The sequence below is a fragment of the Saccharopolyspora sp. NPDC045941 genome (assembly GCF_056431445.1).
The window spans coordinates 68,988-92,435 of sequence record NZ_JBWKKU010000003.1 but is presented as its reverse complement, the minus strand read 5'-3'; the positions used below and the strand labels follow the sequence as shown (position 1 = coordinate 92,435).

Annotated in this window: 22 protein-coding genes; 13 read left to right on the top strand and 9 right to left on the bottom strand. The window is 70.0% G+C overall.

The features are described 5' to 3' along the window. The first annotated feature begins 89 nt into the window (after nt 1–89). Nucleotides 90–272: a hypothetical protein gene (locus tag AC07FN_RS03510; protein WP_478394157.1), complete on the top strand. Its 183-nt coding sequence runs from the start codon at nt 90–92 to the stop codon at nt 270–272. Here AC07FN_RS03510 and AC07FN_RS03505 read toward each other — a convergent pair. Continuing rightward, nucleotides 246–872, bottom strand: a complete 627-nt coding sequence (locus AC07FN_RS03505; protein ID WP_478394156.1) for a TetR/AcrR family transcriptional regulator — start codon at nt 870–872, stop codon at nt 246–248. The two genes, AC07FN_RS03510 and AC07FN_RS03505, sit on opposite strands and share 27 nt — an antisense overlap. 84 nt (nt 873–956) lie before the next feature. Between AC07FN_RS03505 and AC07FN_RS03500 the strand changes: the two genes are divergently transcribed. After that, nucleotides 957–1,925 carry a zinc-binding dehydrogenase gene (locus tag AC07FN_RS03500; protein ID WP_478394155.1) on the top strand — a complete coding sequence of 323 codons (969 nt, stop codon included), beginning with the start codon at nt 957–959 and terminating at the stop codon, nt 1,923–1,925. A 200-nt stretch (nt 1,926–2,125) separates the two neighbouring features. On the opposite strand, the gene AC07FN_RS03495 is transcribed toward AC07FN_RS03500, so the two are convergent. Continuing rightward, the gene (locus AC07FN_RS03495) at nt 2,126–2,551 is read right to left on the bottom strand and encodes a nuclear transport factor 2 family protein (RefSeq protein ID WP_478394154.1); all 426 of its coding nucleotides are present in this window, start codon (nt 2,549–2,551) and stop codon (nt 2,126–2,128) included. An 82-nt stretch (nt 2,552–2,633) separates the two neighbouring features. Here AC07FN_RS03495 and AC07FN_RS03490 point away from each other — a divergent pair, with 82 nt between their 5' ends. The 5 genes from AC07FN_RS03490 (at nt 2,634) to AC07FN_RS03470 (ending at nt 10,352) form a co-directional block, all read left to right on the top strand. Then, nucleotides 2,634–3,203 carry a PadR family transcriptional regulator gene (locus tag AC07FN_RS03490; protein ID WP_478394153.1) on the top strand — a complete coding sequence of 190 codons (570 nt, stop codon included), beginning with the start codon at nt 2,634–2,636 and terminating at the stop codon, nt 3,201–3,203. Then, nucleotides 3,190–4,002, top strand: a complete 813-nt coding sequence (locus tag AC07FN_RS03485; RefSeq protein ID WP_478394152.1) for an SGNH/GDSL hydrolase family protein — start codon at nt 3,190–3,192, stop codon at nt 4,000–4,002. The genes AC07FN_RS03490 and AC07FN_RS03485 overlap by 14 nt, the downstream gene beginning before the upstream one ends. Nucleotides 4,003–4,288: 286 nt before the next feature. Next, entirely contained in the window at nt 4,289–6,898 is a 2,610-nt protein-coding gene (locus tag AC07FN_RS03480) for a DEAD/DEAH box helicase (RefSeq protein ID WP_478394267.1), read from the top strand. A gap of 317 nt (nt 6,899–7,215) precedes the next feature. Beyond that, the gene (locus AC07FN_RS03475; RefSeq protein ID WP_478394151.1) at nt 7,216–8,220 is read left to right on the top strand and encodes an SWIM zinc finger family protein; all 1,005 of its coding nucleotides are present in this window, start codon (nt 7,216–7,218) and stop codon (nt 8,218–8,220) included. Nucleotides 8,221–9,011: 791 nt separating this feature from the next. After that, entirely contained in the window at nt 9,012–10,352 is a 1,341-nt protein-coding gene (locus tag AC07FN_RS03470; protein ID WP_478394266.1) for an amino acid permease, read from the top strand. A 311-nt stretch (nt 10,353–10,663) separates the two neighbouring features. Here the strand turns inward: AC07FN_RS03470 and AC07FN_RS03465 are convergent, their stop codons facing one another. Then, nucleotides 10,664–10,891 (bottom strand): tetratricopeptide repeat protein, encoded by a 228-nt coding sequence (locus AC07FN_RS03465; RefSeq protein ID WP_478394265.1) that lies wholly within the window; start codon nt 10,889–10,891, stop codon nt 10,664–10,666. Here AC07FN_RS03465 and AC07FN_RS03460 point away from each other — a divergent pair. After that, nucleotides 10,890–11,669 (top strand): hypothetical protein, encoded by a 780-nt coding sequence (locus tag AC07FN_RS03460; protein WP_478394150.1) that lies wholly within the window; start codon nt 10,890–10,892, stop codon nt 11,667–11,669. The genes AC07FN_RS03465 and AC07FN_RS03460 overlap by 2 nt on opposite strands. Before the next feature lie 124 nt (nt 11,670–11,793). Here AC07FN_RS03460 and AC07FN_RS03455 read toward each other — a convergent pair whose 3' ends face one another. Together AC07FN_RS03455 and AC07FN_RS03450 are read right to left on the bottom strand one after the other, a co-directional pair. Beyond that, nucleotides 11,794–12,450 (bottom strand): response regulator, encoded by a 657-nt coding sequence (locus AC07FN_RS03455; RefSeq protein ID WP_478394149.1) that lies wholly within the window; start codon nt 12,448–12,450, stop codon nt 11,794–11,796. Further along, nucleotides 12,443–13,405 carry a HAMP domain-containing sensor histidine kinase gene (locus AC07FN_RS03450; RefSeq protein WP_478394148.1) on the bottom strand — a complete coding sequence of 321 codons (963 nt, stop codon included), beginning with the start codon at nt 13,403–13,405 and terminating at the stop codon, nt 12,443–12,445. Before AC07FN_RS03450 ends, AC07FN_RS03455 begins: the two co-directional genes overlap by 8 nt. Before the next feature lie 305 nt (nt 13,406–13,710). Here AC07FN_RS03450 and AC07FN_RS03445 point away from each other — a divergent pair, with 305 nt between their 5' ends. Both AC07FN_RS03445 and AC07FN_RS03440 read left to right on the top strand, forming a co-directional pair. Continuing rightward, nucleotides 13,711–13,920 (top strand): hypothetical protein, encoded by a 210-nt coding sequence (locus tag AC07FN_RS03445; RefSeq protein WP_478394147.1) that lies wholly within the window; start codon nt 13,711–13,713, stop codon nt 13,918–13,920. A gap of 91 nt (nt 13,921–14,011) precedes the next feature. Beyond that, complete coding sequence (locus tag AC07FN_RS03440; RefSeq protein WP_478394146.1) at nt 14,012–15,301, top strand: ArsB/NhaD family transporter; 1,290 nt, start codon at nt 14,012–14,014, stop codon at nt 15,299–15,301. A 146-nt stretch (nt 15,302–15,447) separates the two neighbouring features. Here AC07FN_RS03440 and AC07FN_RS03435 read toward each other — a convergent pair whose 3' ends face one another. The 3 genes from AC07FN_RS03435 to AC07FN_RS03425 all read right to left on the bottom strand — a co-directional run bounded on the left by AC07FN_RS03435 (nt 15,448) and on the right by AC07FN_RS03425 (nt 19,619). Then, nucleotides 15,448–16,380 (bottom strand): C39 family peptidase, encoded by a 933-nt coding sequence (locus tag AC07FN_RS03435; RefSeq protein ID WP_478394145.1) that lies wholly within the window; start codon nt 16,378–16,380, stop codon nt 15,448–15,450. Between the two features lie 850 nt (nt 16,381–17,230). Then, the gene (locus tag AC07FN_RS03430; protein WP_478394144.1) at nt 17,231–18,106 is read right to left on the bottom strand and encodes an aldo/keto reductase; all 876 of its coding nucleotides are present in this window, start codon (nt 18,104–18,106) and stop codon (nt 17,231–17,233) included. A 16-nt stretch (nt 18,107–18,122) separates the two neighbouring features. Then, complete coding sequence (locus AC07FN_RS03425; protein ID WP_478394143.1) at nt 18,123–19,619, bottom strand: MFS transporter; 1,497 nt, start codon at nt 19,617–19,619, stop codon at nt 18,123–18,125. 131 nt (nt 19,620–19,750) lie between these two features. Between AC07FN_RS03425 and AC07FN_RS03420 the strand changes: the two genes are divergently transcribed. Then, nucleotides 19,751–20,668: a LysR family transcriptional regulator gene (locus AC07FN_RS03420; RefSeq protein ID WP_452616227.1), complete on the top strand. Its 918-nt coding sequence runs from the start codon at nt 19,751–19,753 to the stop codon at nt 20,666–20,668. Here AC07FN_RS03420 and AC07FN_RS03415 read toward each other — a convergent pair. Then, nucleotides 20,635–21,090 carry a response regulator transcription factor gene (locus tag AC07FN_RS03415; protein ID WP_478394142.1) on the bottom strand — a complete coding sequence of 152 codons (456 nt, stop codon included), beginning with the start codon at nt 21,088–21,090 and terminating at the stop codon, nt 20,635–20,637. The two genes, AC07FN_RS03420 and AC07FN_RS03415, sit on opposite strands and share 34 nt — an antisense overlap. 76 nt (nt 21,091–21,166) lie before the next feature. Here AC07FN_RS03415 and AC07FN_RS03410 point away from each other — a divergent pair, with 76 nt between their 5' ends. Together AC07FN_RS03410 and glgX are read left to right on the top strand one after the other, a co-directional pair. Continuing rightward, entirely contained in the window at nt 21,167–21,355 is a 189-nt protein-coding gene (locus AC07FN_RS03410) for a hypothetical protein (protein ID WP_478394141.1), read from the top strand. Beyond that, on the top strand, nt 21,349–23,448 hold the full coding sequence (gene glgX, locus AC07FN_RS03405) for a glycogen debranching protein GlgX (protein ID WP_478394140.1): 2,100 nt from the start codon (nt 21,349–21,351) through the stop codon (nt 23,446–23,448). Before AC07FN_RS03410 ends, glgX begins: the two co-directional genes overlap by 7 nt.

The following is a 23,448-nucleotide window of genomic DNA, read 5'->3' as shown; positions in this document are numbered from 1 at the left end:
AGACGTGGTGAACCCCGCGACGACGCGCCTAGCGTCCGGAAAGCCCCACGTCGCTGGGAACCTGGCATGACAACGGAACAGGCGAAGACGTGAGCCTGGGCCGCCCGGACGCCGCACTCGACATCGACTACCTCGCCGTCCCGGCGGCGCTGTACGTCAGCGCGCCCGGCAATCCAGGCGCCGCCGTCGACATGGCGATCGTCGTCCGGCCCGTCTTCGTCATCCGGTGCGGAATGGTGTGCCGTTCACGGTCGGTGAGGAGGTCGGGATGATGCCATCTCCTGTCGATCTGGCGTCGGCGACGAGGCTTGGAACGCCTGGATCGTGAGCTCGGCGAAGCGCCGGGAAGTGGCGACGCGGGCAGTCGGGGAAGCGGCCTGGATGCCGCTGTTGGCCATGAGCACGAGGATCAGGTCGTCCAAGACGACGTCGGGGCGCAGGCGACCGGCGTCCTTGGCGCGGCGGGTCAATTCCGCGATCGACTTCAACGCCCGTTCGCGGTCCGTGGCGAAGTCCATCGCGTTGGGGAAGGCCGACATGAAGGCTGTGGTGAAGCCCCGGTCGCGTGCGTGCAGCTCGAAGAGCTTCTCGATCACCAGGCAGAAGCCGTGCCACGGGTCCGGGTCGGCGAGCCCCTCGTCGACGATGGCGTAGCACGTGCGCATCTGGTCCGCGAAGGCCTCGGTGGCCAGCATCTCCTTGGTGGGGAAATGGCGGTACAGGGTGGCGGGGCCGACCCCGGCGCACCGGGCGATCCCCTGCATCGGCACGTTCAGACCTTCGGCGGCGAACACCGCACGAGCCGCGTCGAGGATGCGTTCGCGGTTGTCCCGGGCATCGGAGCGCAGGATGTGAGGCAAACGATCGGGCACGCTCTCACTTTAGCCAAAACGGACGGCAGCGTCCGTTACTGTCCGCCGCCGAGTCCCGATCGACCCCAGAGCACGGAGATGACAGTGAAAGCAGTTGCGGTGCAGGCGTTCGGAAGTCCCGAGGGCCTCGCGATCATCGACCTCCCCACCCCGAGTCCCGCCGACGGGCAGGTGCTGATCGCCACCGAGGCGATCGGCGTCGGCGGCGTCGACGCCGTGATCCGAAGCGGCGCTCTCGCCGCCTACGGCTTCAAGGACGGTCACATCCTCGGCGGTGAGATAGCGGGCACCGTGGCCGCGGTCGGCGATGGCGTCGACGCATCATGGGTCGGTCAGCGCGTGTGGGCCTTCACCGGCGTGGGCGGCGGCTACGCCGAGCAAGCGATCGCCCCGGCCGCGACGCTCCTCCCCCTCCCGGCGACCATGTCGGCCGCCGACGCGGTGACGCTCGGGAGCTCCGGAGTGGTAGCCCACTTCGGCCTTCGCCATGCCCGCTTCGTTCCCGGCGAGACGGTGCTGGTGCGCGGCGCGGCCGGTGGCATCGGGATCATGGCGGTCCAGCTCGCGGCTCGTGGTGGTGCCGGCGCGGTGGCGGTCACCACATCGTCATCCGAACGTGGCGATCGTCTGCGCAAGCTCGGCGCGACTCACGTGCTGGACCGCGCCGGCGGGGGTGAGGACGCTCCCGAAGGCTACGACGTCATCATCGACATCGTCGCCGGCGCGGAGCTGCCTTCGTTCTTCGCCAAGCTCAACCCGAACGGCCGCATGGTGGCCGTCGGCGCAGTCGCAGGTGACCCGCCGGCGGACTTCGCCACGGAGATGTTCGCGGCTTTCCAGAAGTCGTTGTCGTTCGCCACCTTCAGCGCCAACACCGTGCCCGCGGCTGACCGGCAGGCCGTGACCGCCGAGCTGTTCGCCGCCGCGAGTCGCGGCGAACTGGACACGGTCGTGCACGAGGTGCTGCCGTTGGAGCAAGCTGTGCTGGCCCACCGGAAAATGGATGCCGGCGAAGTATTCGGCAGAATCGTGCTCGTGCCCTCGGGGAGCTAGAGCACGCTGCGGCCTGTGGCCCAGCCGCCGCTAGATCGTGCTTGAGCGGGAACGCGAAGAGGACAGACCCGCTTCGCCTCCGGCGTGCGTTCCAAGCCCGCCAACCCAGGCGGCGATGGGCTTTTCGAGCGCCCTCTACATAGGACAGCACCCCGGTGGTCCATGGTCTGTCGAGGTGGCCGGTTCGCGAGCTGAATGTGTCAGCTCCCGTTGGGGAGCAGGCCTTCTGCGATGAGGGCTGCGTGTACCGCCTCGCCTAGGGCCGTTACCGCGCTCAGGGGGCGGACCATGACCGTGAACTCGTCGATCAGGCCGGTTTCGTCCAGTTGGATCAGGTCGATTCCGTGGATCTGCTTGCCGTTCACCATCGCGCGGAAGATCAGCACGTGCGAGTCCGCCGCCGCGCCCGTCGCCGTTTCCGCCGTGCCCTGCAGCTCGCCGACGTAGCGGAACTCGTCGAAGACGCGCCGCATGAGGACGCCGAAGACGCCCAGGACCATGGCTCGCCCTTCGAACGGGCTGAACTTGATCGGGCTGAAGAACCTCGGCTCGGGCGCGAACAGCGCCTCCAGCGCGTCGACGTCGCGCTCTTCCACCGCGGTGCGGAAGCGGTCGATGGTATCCACGGGGCTCCTTGGTCAAGGATATGATTAGTCCTAAAATTGACTATAGTGGCGCTGGACGGCCTCGGCTAGGGAGTGATGTGCGATGGCCTTGCGGCATGCGGTGCTGGCGGCGTTGCTGGACGGCGAGTTCAGCGGTTACCAGCTGGCGAAGGCGTTCGACGTCGGGATGGCCAACTTCTGGCACGCGCTGCCGCAGCAGCTCTACTCGGAGCTGGCGAAGCTGGAGCAGGACGGGCTGGTCTCCGGCCGCGAGATCGTGCAGGAGGCCCGGCCGAACAAGCGGCTTTTCACGGTCACGGACGCGGGTCTGGCCGAGCTCCAGCGGTTCGCCGCCGCCCCGTCCAAGCCGTCGTTCATCCGCGACGATCTCCTGGTCAAGGTCGCGGCGGCCGATTCGGTCGATGCGGCCGAGCTGATCGGCCAGCTCGAAGGGCGCTCGGCGATCGCCGAGGCGAAGATCGAGCTCTTCGACAAGCTCCTGCGCAAGATGCGCGGTGAGCTCGACGAAGCGGAATTCCTTGCGAGCGCTGCGAAGATCGGTCCCTACCTGACGTGCTTGCGGGGGCGGCGGTTCGAGAGCGAGAACCGCGACTGGTGCAACGCGACCGCCTCGGTGCTGCGAGCCAGGGCGGGTGCCGATGTCCAGGGATGACCGCACTCCGCGCTACGCCCGGTTCGTGGCGCTCGGCGACAGCCAGACCGAAGGGCTCAACGACGGCGATGATGCGCGGGGATATCGCGGCTGGGCGGACCGCCTGGCCGAACGGCTCGCCGCCGTGAACCCGAACCTGCTGTACGCGAACCTGGCGGTGCGCGGGCGACTGGCCCACGAGGTGCGCGCGGAGCAGTTGTCGCCGGCGCTCGCGCAGGCCCCGGATCTGGTCACCGTCATGGCCGGGGTGAACGACCTGATCCGCCCCCGCTTCGATGCCGCGGCCGTGTGCGGCCACATCGAGCACATGCTCGGCTCTTTCGCGGCCACCGGGGCGACCGTCGTCACCTTCACCTATCCCGACCCCGGGCAGCGCTTGCCGGCCGGGCGGCTGCTCAACGCGCGGACCCGGGACTTCAACGACCGGATCCGGGCGGCCGCGCAACGCCACGGGGCGGTGGTCGCGGACCTCTCGGCCCACGCCGTGACATCCGATCCTCGACTGTGGAGTGGCGATCGGCTGCACCTCAACGCCCTCGGTCACACGCGGCTGGCGGGCGCCGTCGCCCACGCCCTGGAACTTCCGGACGGCGACGATGCGTGGAGCAAATCCCTTCCGGTGCAACAGGAATTGTCGGCGTGGCGGGTAGCCGAGGCGGAGCTCCGGTGGGTGGCGGGCTTCGTCGGGCCGTGGCTCGGGCGCCGCATGCTCGGCCGCTCCTCGGGCGACGGCCGCAAGGCGAAGCGTCCGACGCTCGGCCCGGTCTCCGCCGATGAGCCGGTGAACACTGAATCCTGAGCCGCCATCAACCGTACGACATACGGTACGCTGTCCGGAAAGCTGGGTGCGGGAGGAGGCGCGGGTGCGGCTGGGGCGGTGCGCGGTGGTGTTCGATCCGGCGGATCCGCCGCGGGCGGGCGCGTTCGTCGTCCACGACCCGGGCGGTGGTCCGCTCCCGGCGGACCTGACTTCGGGGGAGCCCGCCGAACCGGTGGTCACCCTGGTCGAGGACGGTGCTGTCGGCGCTCGTCGAGTGCCCGCCCGTCGGATAGCAGTGGCACAGGCGTTGCCACTGCTCGTGGCGATGCGCGACGAGCGGGAGGCGCATCCATCGGCGGTCTTCCACTCCGCCGCGGCGAAGCTGGCATTGCACCTGGTCGCCCGTGGCCGCGTGCTGCCCGGCGTCTCGCCGGACGGGGTCGATTCCTGGCGGATCGGGCCGTTCGACGTCGCCGACGTCGAACGGCTCCGCGCGCTGGCCGCCGCGATGCCGGCGAGCGCGCGAGCGATTCCGCTGGATCCGGCAGCCGAACCGCTCGTGCTGCCGGATCCCGAGCGGCTGTTGCGCGGGTTCCTCGACGCGGTCGCCGACACGATGCCGCGCACGCCCGGTGCGGTGTGGCTCACAGGCGATCCGCGCTACGCCGCCGACGAGCGCACGGCGGCCGACGAAGACCTCCGCGAGTGGGCGCGGCAGGTTGCCGTGGGCGTGGACGCCGGGCTCCGAGTCGCGTTGCGCCTCGAAGTCCGCGGTGAGCTCGGCACGAGCCCGTTCACGGCAGTGGTCCGGCTTCGGAACCTCGCCGATCCGACGCAGGTCGTGGACGCCGAGGCGCTGTGGGCGGGAGAGGGCCACAGGTTCGGCGAGCGCGCGACGTTCGAAGCCATGCTCGCGTTGCGCCGCGCCGCCCGGATCTGGTCGCCGCTGGAGAGCCTGCTCGTCGAGGCCGAGCCGGTCGAGTTGGAACTCGTCGACGAGGACGTCGAAGACCTGCTCGGCGGGACCGAGGCGCGGTTGGCGGCGGCCGGGATCGACATCGAGTGGCCGCCGGAACTGTCCCGGGAGCTCAACGCCCGGGTCGTCGTATCGGCGCCTGGCGAGCGGCCTCAGGACGTCGCCGCCTTCCTGCGCGAGTCCTCGCCGCTGCCGCTGAGTTGGCAACTCACGCTCGCCGGTGAGCCGCTCGAGGACGTCGAGATGGACGTCGTGGCCAAAAGTGGGCCGGTGGTGCGGTTGCGTGAGCAATGGCTGCTGGTGGAGCCGGAGCTGGCGCGCAGGGCGCGCGAACGGGACCTGCCGCCGGTGCGCGCATACGAAGGTCTCGGCATCGCGGAGCTGCGTCCACCGCAATTTCCATTGAAATTGGACCTTCAATTTCAATGGAAATTGCGGAGCAACGAAGGCGCCCGCGTCGAAGCGGTCGCGTCCGGTTGGCTGGGCGCGCTGGTGGAGCAGGTGGCGGATCCCGATGGTGGCCCCGAACCTCTCGGCCAACCCGAGGCGCTGCACGCCACGCTGCGCGACTACCAGCAGCGGGGTTTGCGGTGGCTGCACCGGATGACCGCGTTGGGGCTCGGTGGCTGCCTCGCCGACGACATGGGCCTGGGCAAGACGATCATGCTGATCGCGCTGCACCTGCGCCGGGCGGCGGACCCGGCGACGGCGGGCGCGACGCTCGTCGTCTGCCCCGCGTCGTTGCTGGGCAACTGGGAGCGGGAGATCGAGAAGTTCGCCCCGGGCACGCCGGTGCGCCGGTTCCACGGGACCTCGCGGTCGCTGGCCGGGCTCGACGGCGGCTTCCTGCTCACCACCTACGGCACCATGCGCGTCGACGCGGCGGCCCTGGCCGGGCACCACTGGGGGATGCTGGTCGCGGACGAGGCGCAGCACGTCAAGAACCGGTTGAGCGGTACGGCCAAGGCGTTGCGCGAGATCCCCGCGTCCGCGCGGGTCGCGATGACCGGTACACCGGTGGAGAACAACCTCGCCGAGCTGTGGGCGATCCTCGACTGGACCACGCCCGGTCTGCTCGGCCGGATCGGCGATTTCCGGGCCGGGTGGGCGCGTTCGGTCGAGGAGGATCGGGACAATCCTACCGCGCAACGGCTTTCCCGACTTGTGCGGCCATTCCTGTTGCGGCGCCGCAAGTCCGGCCCGGGAATCGCCCCCGAGCTCCCGCCGAAGACCGAGACCGACCATCTCGTCGCGCTCACGCCGGAGCAGGTCGCGCTCTACGAGCGCGTGGTGCGGGAGGTGATGGCCGAGATCCGGGACAGCAGGACCGAGATCGCCCGCCGCGGTCTGGTGCTCAAGCTGCTGGTCGGCCTCAAGCAGGTGTGCAACCACCCGGCGCACTACCTGAAGGAGGGCGCCAGTCCCTCGGCCGCTCGCTCGGAGAAGTTGCAGCTGCTGGACGAACTGGTCGACACCATCCTCGCCGAGGACGGCGCGGTGCTCGTGTTCACCCAGTACGTGCAGATGGCCAGGCTGCTGGAGAAGCACCTAGTGGACCGCGGCGTGCCCGCCCAGCTGCTGCACGGCGGCACCCCGGTGGCCCGCCGCGACGAGATGGTGCGCCGGTTCCAGGCGGGTGAAGTGCCGGTCTTCCTGTTGTCGCTGAAGGCGGCCGGCACCGGTCTCAACCTCACCCGCGCCGACCACGTCGTGCACTACGACCGCTGGTGGAACCCCGCGGTCGAGGAGCAGGCGACCGACCGCGCGTACCGGATCGGCCAGACCAAGCCGGTCCAGGTGCACCGCCTGATCGCTGGAGGCACGCTGGAGGAACGCATCGCCGTGCTGCTGGAGGGCAAGAAGGAGCTGGCCGACGCGGTCCTGGGCGGCGGCGAAGCCGCGCTCAGCGAGCTTTCCGACGCGGAGCTGAGGCGGCTGGTCGAATTGAGGAGCGCCTGACGTGTCCGGTTACGACGATTTCCTGATCGCCTTCGACGACGAGGACGAGGAGGACACGGCCGACGAGGTCGATCCGCACCGGCATGCGGTCACCTTCCCCGCGTTCCCGCCGGGCAGGCGGTACGGCAAGAAGTTCGCCGACACCTGGTGGGGCAACGCCTGGATCGAGGCGATGGAGGACACCGCGCTCGACCCGGAGCAGCTCAAGAAGGGCCGCAAGTACGCGTTCGCCGGTCAGGTGGGCGCGATCACCGTCAGCCCCGGCCGCATCTCCGGCCCCGGTCCACGACGGCGACCACCACCGCCCGCACACGACGGTGATCGGGTTCCGCGAGCTGTCCGGCGCCGGCTGGGACCGGTTCCTGGACAAGGTCGCGGGCAACGCCGGGCACATCGCCGCGCTGCTCGACCGCGACATCCCGCGCGAACTGGTCCGAGCGGCCGACGACGCGGACGTGCGCCTGCTCCCGGGCTACGGCGATCTCGATCCCGAGTGCGGTTGCCCAGGCTGGGACAGCCCGTGCCGGCACGCGGCCGCCTTGGCCTACCAGGTTTCCTGGCTGCTCGACCGGGATCCGTTCGTGCTGCTGCTGGTGCGAGGGCGGGGCGAGGACGAGCTGACCGAGGAGTTGCACCGGCGCAACGCCCGCCGCGCCGTGGACGCGAGCGCTGCTGCCTCGACGGCGGGAACGCCTGCGGCGGAGGCGTGGTCGGCCCAACCGCCGGCCTTGCCCGACCCACCGGGGCCGGTGTCGGCGGCTCCGCTGGACCTGGCTTCTTTGCTGGCGGACGTCGAAGAGGCGCCGGTCGCCGCGGTCGCGATCGCCGTGCTCGCCTCGGATGCGGCGGACCGGGCGCGTTCGCTGCTGGCGGGTGCACCCGTGGGCGAGCCGGATCAGTGGACCGACGCTGTGCGGCTCGCCGCCCGGGCCGACCGGGACGACCTGACCGGACGAGCGGGCCGCGCCGCTGCCCGGCCGGTGGATTTCACCCGCGCCGTGCGCGCCTGGAAACTGGCCGGGAAGAGTGGTCTAGCAGCGCTGGAAGATGCGTGGACGCCGCCCCGCGAAGCATCGGCCCGCGCCCAGCTGGAGATCGACGACGCGTGGCGGGACGTCGGCCTCGGCGAACCGCCGGAGGCGCGCGTGTGGCGCAACAGGTGGACGCTCGGGGATCACGGGGTGCAGCTGCGCCTCGGCCAGGATGGTCTTTGGGATCCCTTCAGCGCCGATGGGAAGGGGTGGGCCCTCGCCGGTCCGCCTGTCCAGGACGTCGCCGAAGCGCTTGCGGAACTGCTGGCAGGCGCCCGGGGCGAGGCCTGACCAGGCGCGTCGGCGAGCTCCGCTGCGTGCCGACCGATTCCTGACAAGCCACAGTGGACAGTTGACGTGCGCGGCCGGAAATCGCGCGATCGCAGCGGTTCTCGGTCGAATGGTCTGCACCAAATTCGCGTCGGTGGCTTGGCGTCGACGGTCAGGGTGTGCCCGGTGGGATTTCGGCGCCGATCGATGTCCCTATTCATGGGTCTTGCGTGCAGTCCTTGATCCGCTCGATGTCCGGGGCGACGGCGGAGTCCTGTCTGTTTCTCCACGTTTCGGTGCTCTACCGTTTCTGAAACGTTGTCTCCAAGTCGGCCGGAGCGGCCAGGTTCGGGCCCGAAAGCCGTTCGATCGCAGGAAAGTTCGCGATTCGGGCGCGCGCCAAGAAGACGCAGGTCCGGGTGCGTGCGGAGGCTCCCCATCGAGCCTTCGCGGCACGTCATCCGTGCCGACGGGATCGCCGGAAACGGCCCGGTGCAAAAAGTTCCGAACATTACCACCGCGTCGGGCGTCGATCGCAGGTGCTCCGCAGGTTGCCCTTTTGGGAAGTGAAGGTTTCGTGGACTCGACTTGGGTCTGCACGGCTGGTGGAATGCGCCGAACAGCTGGCTCGTGGGCTCTGCCGGGAATCGCTCGTTGCGCGGGCACCCCGCTGCGTTCCGGCGGAGCTCTCAAATCGGAGACGAGGATCAGTGACGCAAATCCTGCAAGGCGACGACGAGCGCAGTGCTCAGGCGCCCGTCGACGCCGGTGACGAGGGGTACAGCAAGGCCCTCAAGGCCAGGCACATCAACATGATCGCGATCGGCGGCGCCATCGGCACCGGCCTGTTCATGGGCGCGGGCGGGCGGCTGGCGACGGCCGGGCCCGCGCTGGCGATCGCCTACGCCGTGTGCGGCGTGTTCGCGTTCTTCGTGGTGCGCGCGCTGGGCGAGCTGATCCTGTACCGGCCTTCCTCGGGCGCGTTCGTGTCCTACGCGCGCGAGTTCATGGGCGAGAAGGGCGCTTACGTCGCCGGCTGGATGTACTTCGTGAACTGGGCGACCACCGGCATCGCCGACATCACCGCGATCGCCCTGTACACGCACTACTGGTCGCTGTTCGCCCCTGTGCCGCAGTGGGTGCTGGCGCTGATCGCGCTGGCGGTGGTGCTCACGCTGAACCTGGTGTCGGTGAAGGTCTTCGGCGAGATGGAGTTCTGGTTCGCCATCATCAAGGTCGGCGCGCTGGTGCTGTTCATGGGCGTCGCGATCGTGCTGCTGGTGCTGGGCGACCCGATCGCGGGGCACCAGCCGGGCTTCAGCCTGATCGCCGATCACGGCGGGATCCTGCCGAACGGCCTGATCCCACTGGTGCTCGTGGTGCAGGGCATCGTGTTCGCCTACTCGGCCGTCGAGCTGGTCGGCGTCGCGGCGGGCGAGACGGAGAACCCCGCGAAGATCATGCCCAAGGCGATCAACTCGATCATGTGGCGGATCGCCGTCTTCTACGTCGGCTCGGTCGTGCTGCTGTCGCTGCTGCTGCCCTTCAGCGCCTACCAGAAGGGCGAAAGCCCGTTCGTCACGGTGCTTTCCGGCATCGGCGTCCCGTGGGCCGGCGACGTGATGAACCTCGTGGTGCTCACGGCCGCGATGTCCAGCCTGAACTCCGGGCTGTACTCCACCGGCCGGATCCTGCGGTCGATGTCGGCGGCCGGATCGGCGCCGAAGTTCACCGGCCTGATGAACCGCAGCCAGGTTCCCTACGGCGGCATCCTGCTCACCGGCGCGGTGTGCGTGCTCGGCGTCGGCCTCAACGTCGTGGTGCCCGGTGACGCGTTCGAGATCGTGCTGAACTTCGCCGCGGTCGCCATCATCACCACCTGGTCCATGATCGTGCTGTGCCACCTGCTGTTCGTGCGCAAGGCCAAGTCCGGCGCGGTGGAGCGGCCGTCCTACCGGCTGCCGGGCGCGCCGGTCACGCAGATCGCGACCTTGGCGTTCCTGGCGTCGGTCGTGGTGCTGATGTGGTTCGACGTCCCGGCCGGGCGGCTGACGCTGCTGTGCGTGCCGGTGCTGGTCGTGATGCTGGTGATCGGCTGGTTCGCCGTCCGCAAGCGCGTGGACACCACCAAGGCGCTCGGCGAGAAGGTCTGAGCAACGGCAGGAGCGGGAGCGGTCGAGGACCGCTCCCGCTCCAGCGTTTCGAGCGGTGAAAACCCAACAGTCTCTTGCGGACAAAAGGTGCAGGTCCGAATTCTGCTCCCTGCCAGGGCGGGACGACGGCTATCCGCCGATGTTGCGCTACTGGGGACCGCAGCGGGCCAGGCCGCGGAGCGCTCGCGCTCTGGCGACCTGGCACGGGGCGCTCTCGGTCAGCTCGGATCGTCCAGCTCGGCCGCGATCACCGCCGCGGCGCGCAGCTGTTCCAACGCGACGTCGTGCCGGCGCATCTGGCCGTGGAGCATTCAGAGGTTGGACAGCATGAGGATCCGGAGGCGGTCGTAGCCGAGATCTTCGGTGACGCCCAGCGCCCGCGTCAGGTACCCGGCGGCCTCGTCGTGCCGGCCCAGGGGCCTGGCCGCGGCGCCCAGCCCGCCGAGCGCCCTGGTCTGGCCCTCCTTGTCGTCCAGCGCCCGGTATCCGGCGAGGGCCTTCTCGAAGCAGTCCCACGTCTGCTGGTAGGCGCCGCGCATGCCGTGCACGTTCGCCAGGATCGTCCACAGTGGAGTGGTCCGCTGCGGATCGGTTTCGGCGGCGAGCACGCACTCGTGCATCCGGCGGGCGGTATCGCACCGGACCATTACTGCGTCGCAACGCTCGCCGACGGCCGCACCGCCGGAGGCCGGGCACCTGCTGGAGCGGATCGTCGACGCCGGCCTGCTCGACGTGGTGGTGATCGACCGGTACCGGCTGCACGACCTGGCGACCGACTACGCCCGCGGGCTGGCCGAGGCCGCGCCGGAGCCGGGAGCACTGGAACGGGTGCTGGACCACTACCAGCGGGCGACCCGCCGCACCAGGGTCCTGCTGACCGGTGAACCGGATCCGGACGACCGGGGCGGATTCCCGTTCACCGACGCCGAAAGCGCCGCGGAGTGGCTGACCGGATGCCGGGTGGCGCTGCTGGAGCTGGTCGAGCATGCCGCGCGAACCGGCCACCTGGCGGCGGCCGGGCGGATCACCTCCGCCATCGTGGACCCGTACACCATGCGGACCTGGTTCTCCGGTTCGCCGCTCGGTCCGGCGGACGCGCTCGGCCGGTCCGGTTGCTGCGCACGATCGGCGTGGCGGACCGGGCTGTGCCGGACGACGTCGACGAGCGGGCCGCGGTGTGGCGCGCCGCGACCGTCGACGCCCGACTGCTGGTCGTGCTCGACAACGCCGCGTCAGCCGAGCAGGTCCGCCCGCTGCTGCCGGGCGGGGCGGCAACCGGGTGCTGGTGACCAGCCGGACCGGGCCCGGATACGGTGAGCATGATCGTCGGGCGGCGATCACGGGGTCAACCCGGATCAGACGGGAAATCCATTCGCGCCACCGGATTTCATCGCCATTTCATCGACGCCGGAAACGGGCGGCCGAAATTCGCAGGAACGGGCTACGGCTCGATGAGCCCGGTCCGGATGGCGTAGCGGGTGAGTTCGAGGCGGTCCCGCAGCCCGAGCTTCTGCAGCAGGTTGGCGCGGTGCCGTTCGACCGTCTTGATGCTGATCACGAGCAGGTCGGCGATCTCCCTCGACGAGTGGCCCTCGGCGACCAGCTTGAGGATCTCCTCCTCGCGGCGGGTGATGACCCTGGAGCTCGACTCCTCGTCGGCGGCGTGGTCGAGGTAGTTGCGGATCAGCGCCGTGATCGCGCCGGGGTAGAGGAAGGGTTCGCCGCGCATGGCGGCGCGGCACGCCTCGACCAGGTCGCGGTCCGCGACGGACTTCAGCACGTACCCGGACGCACCGGCCTTGAGGGCTTCGAAGAAGTACTGCTCGTTGTCGTACATGGTCAGGATGAGGATGCGCAGATCGGGGTGGCGGCGGGAAAGCTCGGCGGTCGCCTGCAATCCGGTGAGCCGGGGCATGGCGATGTCGAGGATCGCGAGGTCGGGCTCGTCGGTGCGGGCCTTCTCGATCGCCTCCGCGCCGTCGCCCGCCTCGGCGACGACGACCAGGTCCGGTTCGTTGTCGAGGATGAGCCGGACCCCGCGGCGGACCAGGGCGTGATCGTCGGCGAGCAGGATGCGGGTCTTCGTCGCGTCAGGCATGCGCGGGTGCTTTCGTCGAGGTGGGCACGTGCAGGCGCACCTCGGTACCGCCCCCGGGGCAGGGGCCGAGGGTGAGCTCGGCGCCGATGAGCAGCGCCCGTTCCCGCATGCCGCGAATGCCTGCGCCTTCGGCGGCGTTGCCGATCCCGCGGCCGTTGTCGCGGACGCACAGCTCCACCGCGGTCGGGCCGCGCAGCAAGGAGAGATCGAGGCGGGTGGCGCGGGCGTGGCGGACCGTGTTGGTGAGCCCTTCCTGCGCGACCCGGTAGAGGACCAGTTCGACGGCGCCGCCGAGATCGGGCAGGTCGTTGTCGACGTGGCAGCGCGCGGTGAGGCCGCTGTGCGGCAGGACCTCGGTGGTGAGCGCCTTGAGCGCGCTGACCAGCCCGAGTTCTTCCAGGACGCCGGGGCGCAGCCGGCGGGCGATGCGGCGGATCTCCTCCAGGCTGCCGCGCGTGATCTCCTGGACGTGGTGCAACGCGGTCGCGACGGAGTCCGGGGAGTCGTCCGCGACCCGCTTGAGTTCGAGCAGGACCGCGGTGAGGGTCTGGCCCACCTCGTCGTGGAGTTCCTGCGCGATGCGGTGGCGCTCGGCTTCCTGCGCGGACAGGGCGACCGCGCTGCTGGTGGCGCGCTCGGCTTCGAGCCGGTCGAGCATGGTGTTGAAGGTCCTGATCAGGTCGGCGACCTCCCCGTTGCCGGTGACCTCGGGGCGGGAGCCCGGGCGCAGCGGGTCGATCTCGCGCATCGCTCGGGCGAGCCGCCGCAGGGGCGCCAGCCCGGCGCCCAGCAGGACGGCGTTGACCAGCAGCATCGCCGCGAGGCCGGCGGCCAGGATCAGGGCCTCGGTGACGAAGAACGGGGTGGAGACGGTAGCCGGCCCCCACAGGAGCAGCGCGGCGCCCGCGATCAGCACCGCGGTGTTGAGCAGGAACAGCCTCCAGAACAGGGACACGATGCCCGGCCTCCTCGCCTGTCGCTGTGCCCACTATCGCGCAATTTCATGCGCCCGTCGTGCGCTCGACCAGCGCCTCCGCTCGCCAGTGCGCCTCAGCTTGTCGGCGTCGCGACGGTGCTGTCCATCCGGGAGCTCACCCACGCGAAGCACCGGGCGGGCCGTGGAGGCGGGCCGGATTGCGTGATCGGCACCCCGGGAAATGGGTGTCGCCCGGGATGGCGTCCATGCGGGGCGGTCGGAGAGCCTCAGAACGTCACCGCCACGCGCGAGACGAAGGAGCGCTCTCGGGGGAAGGACCAGCCATGGCACCCATCGGATCACGGCGCGCCGGCCGCCCACCAGCGGCGACCCGCCCGGAACACGGCCACCGGCCGGCGACCGACCGGGTCGTGCTGGTCATCGCGCTCGGGGCGATCGGGGCGGGTCTCGTGCTCGGACACGCCCTGCTCCTCGCGGGCGGCCTCGTCCTCGCCGCCTCCATCGGGCACCTCGCCTGGCGGCCGAACCCCTGACGGGCACGAGCCCGGGGCGAACAGTGGGACGCGCCGACACCGGCCCGGTCGACCGGGTGGCTCCCGTCGCGGATGACGGGGAGGCGCGGCCGTGACCACCGCCCTGACGATCCTCGTCTTCCTGACCGCGTTCGTGCTGATCGCCACCGAACGCATCCACCGGGTCGCCGCCGCGCTCGGAGGGGTCGCCGTCATGGTGCTGCTGGGCGCGGTGGACGCCCACAGCGCGTTCTTCAGCGAGAAGACCGGCATCGACTGGAACGTGATCTTCCTGCTGCTGGGCATGATGATCACGGTCAGCGTGCTCAAGCACACCGGGGTCTTCGACTACCTCGCCATCTGGTCGGCCAAGAAGAGCCGCGGCCGGTCCTTCCGGCTGATGGTCATCCTGGTGCTGTTCACCGCCGTCGTCTCGGCATTCCTCGACAGCGTGACGGTCATGCTCCTCATCGCACCGATCACGCTCGCGGTCTGCCAACGACTCCGGCTCCCGGTCGTGCCCTTCCTGATCGCCGAGGTGCTCGCCGCGAACATCGGCGGCACCGCCACCTTGATCGGCGATCCGCCGAACATCATGATCGGCAGCCGGGCGGGCCTGTCGTTCGCCGACTTCCTGGTCAACCTCGCGCCCATCACCGTCGTCCTGCTCGCGGTCTTCATCGGGCTGTGCCGGGTGCTGTTCCGGAAGGCGTTCCTGGACGCGGAAGAGCACATGGCCGAGATCATGGAGCTGGACGGCAAGGACACCATCCACGACCACCGGCTGCTCCGGCGCTGCCTGGTCGTGGCGGGCGCGGTCGTGATCGCGTTCGTCCTGCACGGCCCGATCGGCATCGACCCCGCGTTCGTCGGACTGCTCGGCGCCGGGCTCATGGTGCTCGTCTCGGGCACCACCACCAAGCAGTTCCTCCAGGAGGTCGACTGGTCCACCCTCGTGTTCTTCATGGGGCTGTTCGTGATGGTGGGCGGGCTGGTCGACGTCGGCGCGATCGACACCCTCGGCCGCGCCGCGATCGACCTGGTCGGCGACGACTACCTGCTGGCCGCGGTGGGGCTGATCATCGGTTCCGCGGTGGTCGGCGGCATGATCGACACCATCCCGTTCGTGGCGACCACGATGCCCATCGTCGAGGAACTAGTGGCCACCGTGCCCGATCCGGAGATCGGCCGGGCGCTGTGGTGGTCGCTCGCGCTCGGGGCCGACCTCGGCGGCAACGCCACCGCGATCGGCGCGAGCGCCAACGTCGTCGCCATCGGCTGGGCGGCCCGCAACGGCCATCCCATCGGCTTCTGGGAGTTCACCAAGTACGGCCTCGTGGTCACCGCGGTGACCATCGCCCTGGCCACGCTCTACGTCTGGATGCGCTACTTCGCGCTGTAGGCGGTCTGCCGGTGCCAACGGGAGGCACCGGCACAGCCGCCCGGGTCAAGGGGGCGGCGGGCGTCGGCCGGCCCGGCGCAGCACAGATGAAGGCCCGCCGGGGGAGCGGCGGGCCTTCATCGGTTCTCGGTGATGGGTGCTGTTCGTCAGGCGGCGTAGCCCTTGGGCTCGATCAGCGAAGCGAGCTGGTCGAGGCTCAGCCAGTAGTCCTCGATCCCGCTGAACCGCGCCGGGTCGGAGATGTGCACCGTCTTGTCCGCCGCGTTGTAGCCGACGATCGCCACGTAGTGGTAGATCGTCTGGTTCGACGGGTAGCCGGGCGGCTGGTTGCCGGGCGCCGCGACGATGTTGGCCACCATCGCCTTGCCGTCGGTGACGTTGCGAACGGTGTCCGACCACAGCTGCTCGGTCATCTCCGGCGTCAGCGAGCGCTCGCTCCAGTCCCGGGCGACGTACTGGGTGCCGGTACCCGCGAGCTGCTTGTTGAGCCCGTCGACGACCTGGCCGATGGTGTCCGTGCCGTTCTCGGTGGTGCCGAGTTCGGCGGCCATCGTGCCCTGGTCCGGCAGCGCGTCGGTCTTGCTGGACAGCGCGATGCGGGCCGCCGTGGGGCCGCACCAGTAGCTGGTCTTCTGCGCCTGGTAGTCGACGTCGAGGGACTTGGTGACCGGCGGCGGGGAGACCGCCGGGGCAGGGGCGGCCGGAGCCGGGAGAGCGGCTGGAGCCGGGGGAGCGGCGGGGGCCTGCGGGGCCGGAGGGGCCGCCGGGGCTGGGAGAGCGGCCGGGGCTTCGGGGGCGGCCTGGGCTGCGGGAGCCGGGACGACGGCCGGGGCCAGCGGAGCTTCGTTGTCGACGGGCCGGATCTGCACGGGGTGCGGGGCGGCCTGCTCCGGGCCTGCGCCGGCCAGCAGCGGCTGACCGACCATCACTAGCGCGCCGCCGGCGACGACCACCGGGAGCACCTTGCCGGACACCTTGCCGAGGCTGGCGGCACCGCCCGCCTTCGGGCCGAACTTGTCAACGAGTGCGCGGACTGCGGCCTTCGGGGTGCGGCCGCCCGCGTTGCCATGCTTGTGCACGTGCGCCTTTCCGGGTCGGGGAAGATCCGGGCACCACCGCCGGGGTGCGGTGGCCTCTCGGGGCGAGGCGTCGTGACCGGATCGTGATGTACAGCCACTAGCAACGTAACTAAGGGTCACCGAGTCTTCAACGTGTCACCTGATCGGGTCGGTATTGGTACACGGGGTGACTCCGTTCCGTAGTGGTTGGCGCTGATCGGTCGATAACTCCTCGGCAATTCCCGGAAGCGGCCGCCCCGGGATCCCGTGCCATCAACACCGCTGGCGGCATTTGCACTGGTGAGGAGCCTGGGAAGCCGCCACGCGGAGAGGATCGAAGACGCCGGACCCGGGCTCGCCCGGGCCGAGATCGGCTTCTCGCGAGCCGGCCCGCGAAGATCGGACAAAATGCGGTCGTGAGCCTGGGCACAGGGACCGCGGTGACCGGTCGGGCCTGCAAGCGCCGGCATGCGTTCGCCCGGAGTTGATCTCACCGGCTGCGCCGGGCTCACCACGGGCCGGGCCTGGGTGCGGCCGGGTTCTCGGTGGCCCAGGCCACGTGGCCGTCCGGCCGGATCGGAGCGGGCCCTCGGCCACCGCCTCGGCTGCGTTGCTGACTCCGGTGACGCGGTGCCAGCGGAGGGTCCTCGTCGTTCAACGGACGTGAGCCGGTGCGCCGCGCGCTGCAGCCGGCTTCGAAAACGGTATGCGCGCGCGAAACCATGACGCGGCGCCGACTCGTGTTGCCGTGCAAGGGAATCGTCCGCCGTACGGCGATGAGCCCCGCGCCTGGGGGGAAGGGGCGCGGGGCTCATCGCCGTCCGCATCAGGACGGTTCAGGTGGCCTCTGGACCGTGCCGGACCGGGGCCGTCACGCGATGTTGTCGAGTGCGCTCAGGTCTTCCGCGGAGAGCCGGAGGACGGCGGCTGCGCAGTTCTCCGCCAGGTGTTCCAGGGACGCGGTGCCCGGGATGGGGAGCATGGCGGGAGAGCGGTGCAGCAGCCAGGCCAGCGCCAGCTGCGACGGCGTCGCACCGGTCCGGCGCGCGATCGCCTCCAGCGGGCCGCCGGGCCGGGCCAGTGAACCGGTGGCCAGCGGGAACCACGGGATGAAGCCGATCCCTTCGCGTTCGCAGTGGTCCACCACCTGGTCGTGCTCGCGGTCGGCCACGTTGTAGCGGTTCTGCACGGTCGCGATCCCGACCACTCGGCGGGCGCGTTCGATCTCCTCGACGCTGACCTCGGACAACCCGATGTGGCGGATCTTGCCCTCGTCGCGCAGCTCCTTCAACGCCCCCAGCGACTCCTCGACCGGGATCTGCGGGTCGATGCGGTGCAGCTGGTAGACATCGATGGTCTCCACGCCGAGCTTGTGCAGGCTGCCCTCCACGCCCTGGCGCAGGAACTCCGGCGAACCGTTCGGCGTCAGCTGCCGGACGCTCGGCCGGTGGATGCCGCCCTTGGTGGCGATCACCAGTTCTTCCGGGTACGGGTGCAGGGCCTCGCGGATCAGTTCCTCGGACACGTCGGGGCCGTACGCCTCGGCGGTGTCGATCAGGTTCACGCCGAGGTCCACCGATCGGCGCAGCACCTCGATCGAGTTGTCCCGGTCTTCCGGCGGTCCCCAGATGCCGGGGCCGACGATGCGCATCGCGCCGAATCCGAGTTGGCGGACGGCCAGCTCGTCGCCGATGCGGAACGTTCCGCTGTGCTCGACCGGCCGGGAGGAAGTGGTGGGTTGCGTCATGGTGGGTCTCCTGATTTCAGTGCACGGCGGTGGTGTCGGAGGCGCTCTCCGGCGCTGGGACGTGCCCGGTGGCTTCGCGCCGGCTGGTCAGCAGCGGGACGAGCGCCAACGCCAGCACAGCCAGGACCGGCTGCGCGACCAGGGCGGCGATGAACGCCTGGCTGTAGGCCGCCGGCGCGGTGTCGGCGCCGAGGACGGTGAAGAACACCAGCCCGATCACGGTGACCCCGAACGCCATGCCGACCTGCATGATCGTCTGGATGACGCCGGAGGCCGCGCCCGCGTCCTTCTCCGGGACGTCCACCAGCACCGCCGCCACCAGCGGGCTCATCCCCAGGCCCTGGCCGAGGCCGATCACCGCCATCGACGGTGCCAGCATCCAGCCGGTCATGCCGGCGCCCGCGTTGATCGCCGTGAACAGGATGGCGACGTTGCCGAGGACGTTGATGGCGTAGCCGAGGCTCAGCACGTGGTTGCCCAGCCTGGGCTGCAACTTCGGGGCGAGCAGCGAACCGATCGTGAACGTCGCCGCCAGCGGGGTGAAGGTGAGGCCCGCGTACAGGGCGGTGTGACCGAGACCGGCCTGGAGTTGCAGCGGTAGCAAGAAGAACAGGCCGCTGTTGCCCGCGAAGAACAGGAGAGCGATCGCGTTTCCCGCGCTGAAGCTGCGGATCTTGTACAGCTGCGGCGGCACCAGCGGTGAGTTGTCGCGGCTGGCGACCCGCCGCTCCCACAGCAGGAAGAGGACCAGCGCCGGGACGGCCAGGACCAGCAGTGTGATGATCCACGACGGCCAGCCCAGCTCGCGACCCTGGATCAGCGGGAAGATCAGCAGCACCAGCGTGACCGTCAGCAGGCCGACGCCCAGCGAATCCAGCCGCGCCTTGGCGGTGTCGGCGAGCTTCGGCAGGGTGGCGGCGGCGATCGCGATGGCGATCAGCCCGACCGGCACGTTGATCAGGAAGATCGGCCGCCAGGTCAGGCCGAACAGGTTCGCACCGATCAGCACGCCGCCGATGAGCTGGCCCGCGATGGAGGCGAGCCCGATCGTCGCACCGAACACGCTGAACGCCTTGGCGCGTGCGCGACCGGTGAACGCCAGCTGCAGGATGGACAGCACCTGCGGGTAGAAGATGGCGGCGCCGAGCGCCTGCACGATGCGGAACACGATCAGCAGCGCGGGATTGGGCGCCAGCCCGCAGGCCAGCGATGCCAGCGTGAACAGGCCGCTGCCCAGGAGGAACATCTTGCGGTGCCCGAAGATGTCGCCGAGCCTCCCGCCGGTCACCAGCACCACGCCGTAGACCAGGATGTACCCGCCGATGATGAGCTGTACCTCGGCGAAGCTCGCACCGAGTTCGTCGCGGATGGCAGGGGTGGCGACGTTGACGATGAAGTCGTTGAGCATGGACAGGAACGTGCCGGTCATCACCGCGACGAGCATCAGCCACTGCTGGGCGGAGAGCTTCCCGGCCTCGGCCGGCGCGGTGCCCGGGGACTTGGGCGGTGCCATGGACGTTCAACCTTTCGGATTAAGGACTTCGTTCGTGCTTTCGTGATCGAGAATCGGCTCGAACGGGCCGGGGAACAACGCCGAACTGCGGTATGTTCGCTAAGGCACGGTTAACGATGGAGGTGATCGGGGTGGAGTTCCGCGAACTGGAAACCTTCCTGGTGCTGGCGGAGGAACTGCACTTCGGGCGCACCGCCGAACGGCTCCACGTGTCTCCGCCGCGGGTCACCCAGAACCTCCAGTCCCTGGAACGCCGCATCGGGGGAAGGCTGTTCGACCGCACCAGCCGCCGCGTCGCACTCACCCCGCTGGGCAAGCAGTTCTGGCAGGACGTCAAGGACGCCTACCGGCAGCTGGACCGCGCGGTCGAACAGGCTTCCGCCACCGCGCGCGGTATCGACGGCGTCCTCCGGGTCGGCTTCCTCGGCTCCGGTGCGAACGAGTGGACCGCCGAACTGGTGACCGAGTTCCGCACCCAGCACCCCGGCTGCGAGCTGCGGATGACCGAGGTGCACTGCGCCGACCCGCTCGGCCCGCTGCGCATCGGCGACGTGGACGCGCTGATCACCAGGTTGCCCGTGGCGGAGCCGGACCTGACGGTGGGGCCGGTGCTGCTGTCGGAGCCGAGGATGCTCGCGGTACCGGTCAACCACCCGTTCGCCGGGCGATCCTCGGTGTCGGTGGAGGACCTGGCCCGGGTGGAGGTCATCGACGTGGTGGGCCCGGCACCGGACTACTGGTGGGAGTTCCACGTCCCGACCACGACGCCGGGCGGCCAGCCGATCAACCGCCGCCAGGCCGTGCGCACCTTCCAGGAGCTGCTGACCGCGATCGCCAACGGGCAGGGCGTGTCGCCCGTGGTCGAATCGGTGTCCCGGTACTACGCGCGCCCGGACATCGCGCTCGTGCCGCTGCGCGACATGCCGGACTCCGAGGTCGCGCTGGTGTGGCGCACGGCGGGGGAAACGGCTCGGGTGCGGGCGTTCGCAGAAGCCGCCGAGCGCGTTGTGATCACTCACGACGACGAGAAGGTGCTCCGCTTGGCGTGACGCAGCCCGCCGCGGATCTCGGCGAGCTGTGCGGCCAGTCCGGCCTGCAACCGGGATTCCAGGCCGAGCTTCGTCAGCACCTGGGCGACGTGGCTCTTCACCGTGCGCTCGGAGATGCCCAGCCGGCGCGCGATGGACCGGTTGGACAGTCCCGCGCCGAGCAGCGCGAACACGTCGGACTCGCGCGGGCTTAGCAGTTCGACGCGCTCCACCGCCGACTGCCACGGGTGCCGTTCGGCCGCGTCCGGTGGCGCGGTCTCCTGCTCGACCACGGCCGCATCGACCAGCACGAGATCGGCCCGCCCCCGGCGGCAGTACGCCCAGGCGCTCGCCAGGTCGTGGGTGTCCGCGACGACCTGCGCATCCGGCCGGTCCGCCACCAGCTCGGCCAATCCGGCCCGGCTCAGGCTCCGATCGCTCACGACGACCACGCGCATTCCGCAACTCCCGATTCCGTTCTGAGAACGGCGATTCCCGCGTTCTCCCCAGCAGAATCCAATGTCTCCGCAGTTCCGGTGCGACGACAACTGCTCTTTGGTGCGCATCGATCGGCACTTTGGTGCCGATCGCGATCACACCGAGGTACCTGCGGAATTCGTACCTGCTGACGTGGTGGAAGCCCGCGCCTCGATGGAATTCTTCGATGGCGCAAGCAAAAACGACGTTGGCGGGAGTGACGGATGGTGAGTGCCGAACTCGGCGGACGGCGGGTGGCGCGCGGCCGGGCGCAACCGCTCGGCGCCACGCCCGACGAGACGGGGGTGAACTTCTCGATCTATGCACCGCGTGCGACTTCGGTGCAGCTGCTGCTGTTCGACGGCGAAACCGAGCCCGCGGTGGTGGAACTGGATCCGGCAGTGCACCGCAGCTTCTACTTCTGGCACTGCCACGTCAGCGGAATCGGGCCGGGTGAGCGCTACGCGTTCCGGGTGGACGGGCCGGGCGATGTGCACGAGAACGGGTCGCGGCACGATCCGCAGAAGGTGCTGATCGACCCGTACGGCAAGGCGATCGACAAGACCCGCTGGGACCGGAACGCCGCGGTCGGGCCGGGCGACAATTCGTCCACCGCGATGCGCAGCGTCGTGCTGGACACCAGCCGGTACGACTGGGAGGACGACGCCCCACCGCGAATTCCGCTGGCGGACACCGTCATCTACGAGATGCACGTCGCAGGGTTCACCAAGTCGCCCACGTCGGGCGCGGCGGCGCCGGGCACCTTCCGCGGTGTGATCGAGAAGATCCCGTACCTGGTCGATCTGGGAATCACGGCGGTGGAACTGCTGCCGGTGTTCGACTTCGACGCCACCGAGGTGCTGCGCACCGGCCCGGACGGCGCGGAGCTGCGCAACTACTGGGGCTACGACCCGATCGGGTTCTTCAGCCTGCACCAGGAGTACTCGTCGGCGGGCACGCCGGAAGGCTGTGCCGACGAGTTCCGCGACATGGTCAAGGCCCTGCACCGCAACGGGATCGAGGTCATCCTCGACGTGGTCTTCAACCACACCAGCGAAGGCGACGAGCACGGGCCCGCGATCTCGTTCCGCGGCACGGCGAACGAGTCCTACTACCACCTGTCCCCGGACGACCCCGGCTACTACATGGATTACACGGGCTGCGGCAACTCGGTGAACGCCAACCACCCGTTGGTCACCAAGATGATCTGCGACAGCCTGGAGCACTGGGTCGTCGACTTCCACGTGGACGGGTTCCGGTTCGACCTGGCCAGCGAACTCGCCCGCGGTGTGGGCGGGGCGGTGCTGGAACAGCCGCCGGTGCTGTGGGAGATCGAGCTGTCCGAAGTGCTCCGCGACACCAAGATCATCGCCGAGCCGTGGGACGCCGCCGGCGTCTACCAGGTCGGCAACTTCCCCGGGCAGCGCTGGTGCGAGTGGAACGGCCTGTTCCGCGACGACGTGCGACGGTTCGTGCGCGGTGACGGCGGCATGGTCGCGGCCGTGGCCCGTCGCATCGCGGGCAGCGAGGAGATCTACGGCCCGCAGGGGAAGGTGGCCACGAACGGCATCAACTTCGTCACCGCGCACGACGGCTTCACGCTCCGCGATCTGGTCTCCTACAACCAGAAGCACAACGAAGCCAACGGCGAGCAGAACCGCGACGGCAGCAACGAGAACTACAGCTGGAACTGCGGGGTCGAAGGCGACACCGACGATCCGGGCGTGCTCGCCCTGCGCGGCAGGCAGGTGCGGAACCTGGCCGCGATCCTGCTGCTCAGCCGGGGCACTCCGATGTTCCAGGCGGGCGACGAGGCAGGGCGGACCCAGCGGGGCAACAACAACGGCTACTGCCTGGACGACGAGCGGACCTGGTTCGACTGGTCGCGGCTGGCCGCCGACTGGGACCTGCTGCGGTTCTTCCGGGCGATGATCGACCTGCGGCGGCGGGTGCCGGCGATGCGCAGCCTGCGGTTCTTCGGCGACCGCGCCAACGACCGCGGCGAGCCCGAAATCAGCTGGCACGGAACCGAACTCGGCTGCCCGGAGTGGCACGACCCGAACGCGCGGGCGTTCGCCGTCACGCTGGCCGGGTTCGGCGGCGACCCGGACTGCCACGTCATGTTCAACATGTTCCACGAGCAACTGCGCTTCGAGCTGCCCCGGCTCCCGGGACGGCGCTGGCTGCGGGTGGTGGACACCGCAGCACCTCCACCGAGCGACTTCCTCGCTCCCGGAACGGAGATCCCGGTCGCCGGTGACGAACTGGTGGTGGCCGACCGAAGCATCGTCATCCTCCTTTCCAGCCCTGAGCAGAGCAGGTAG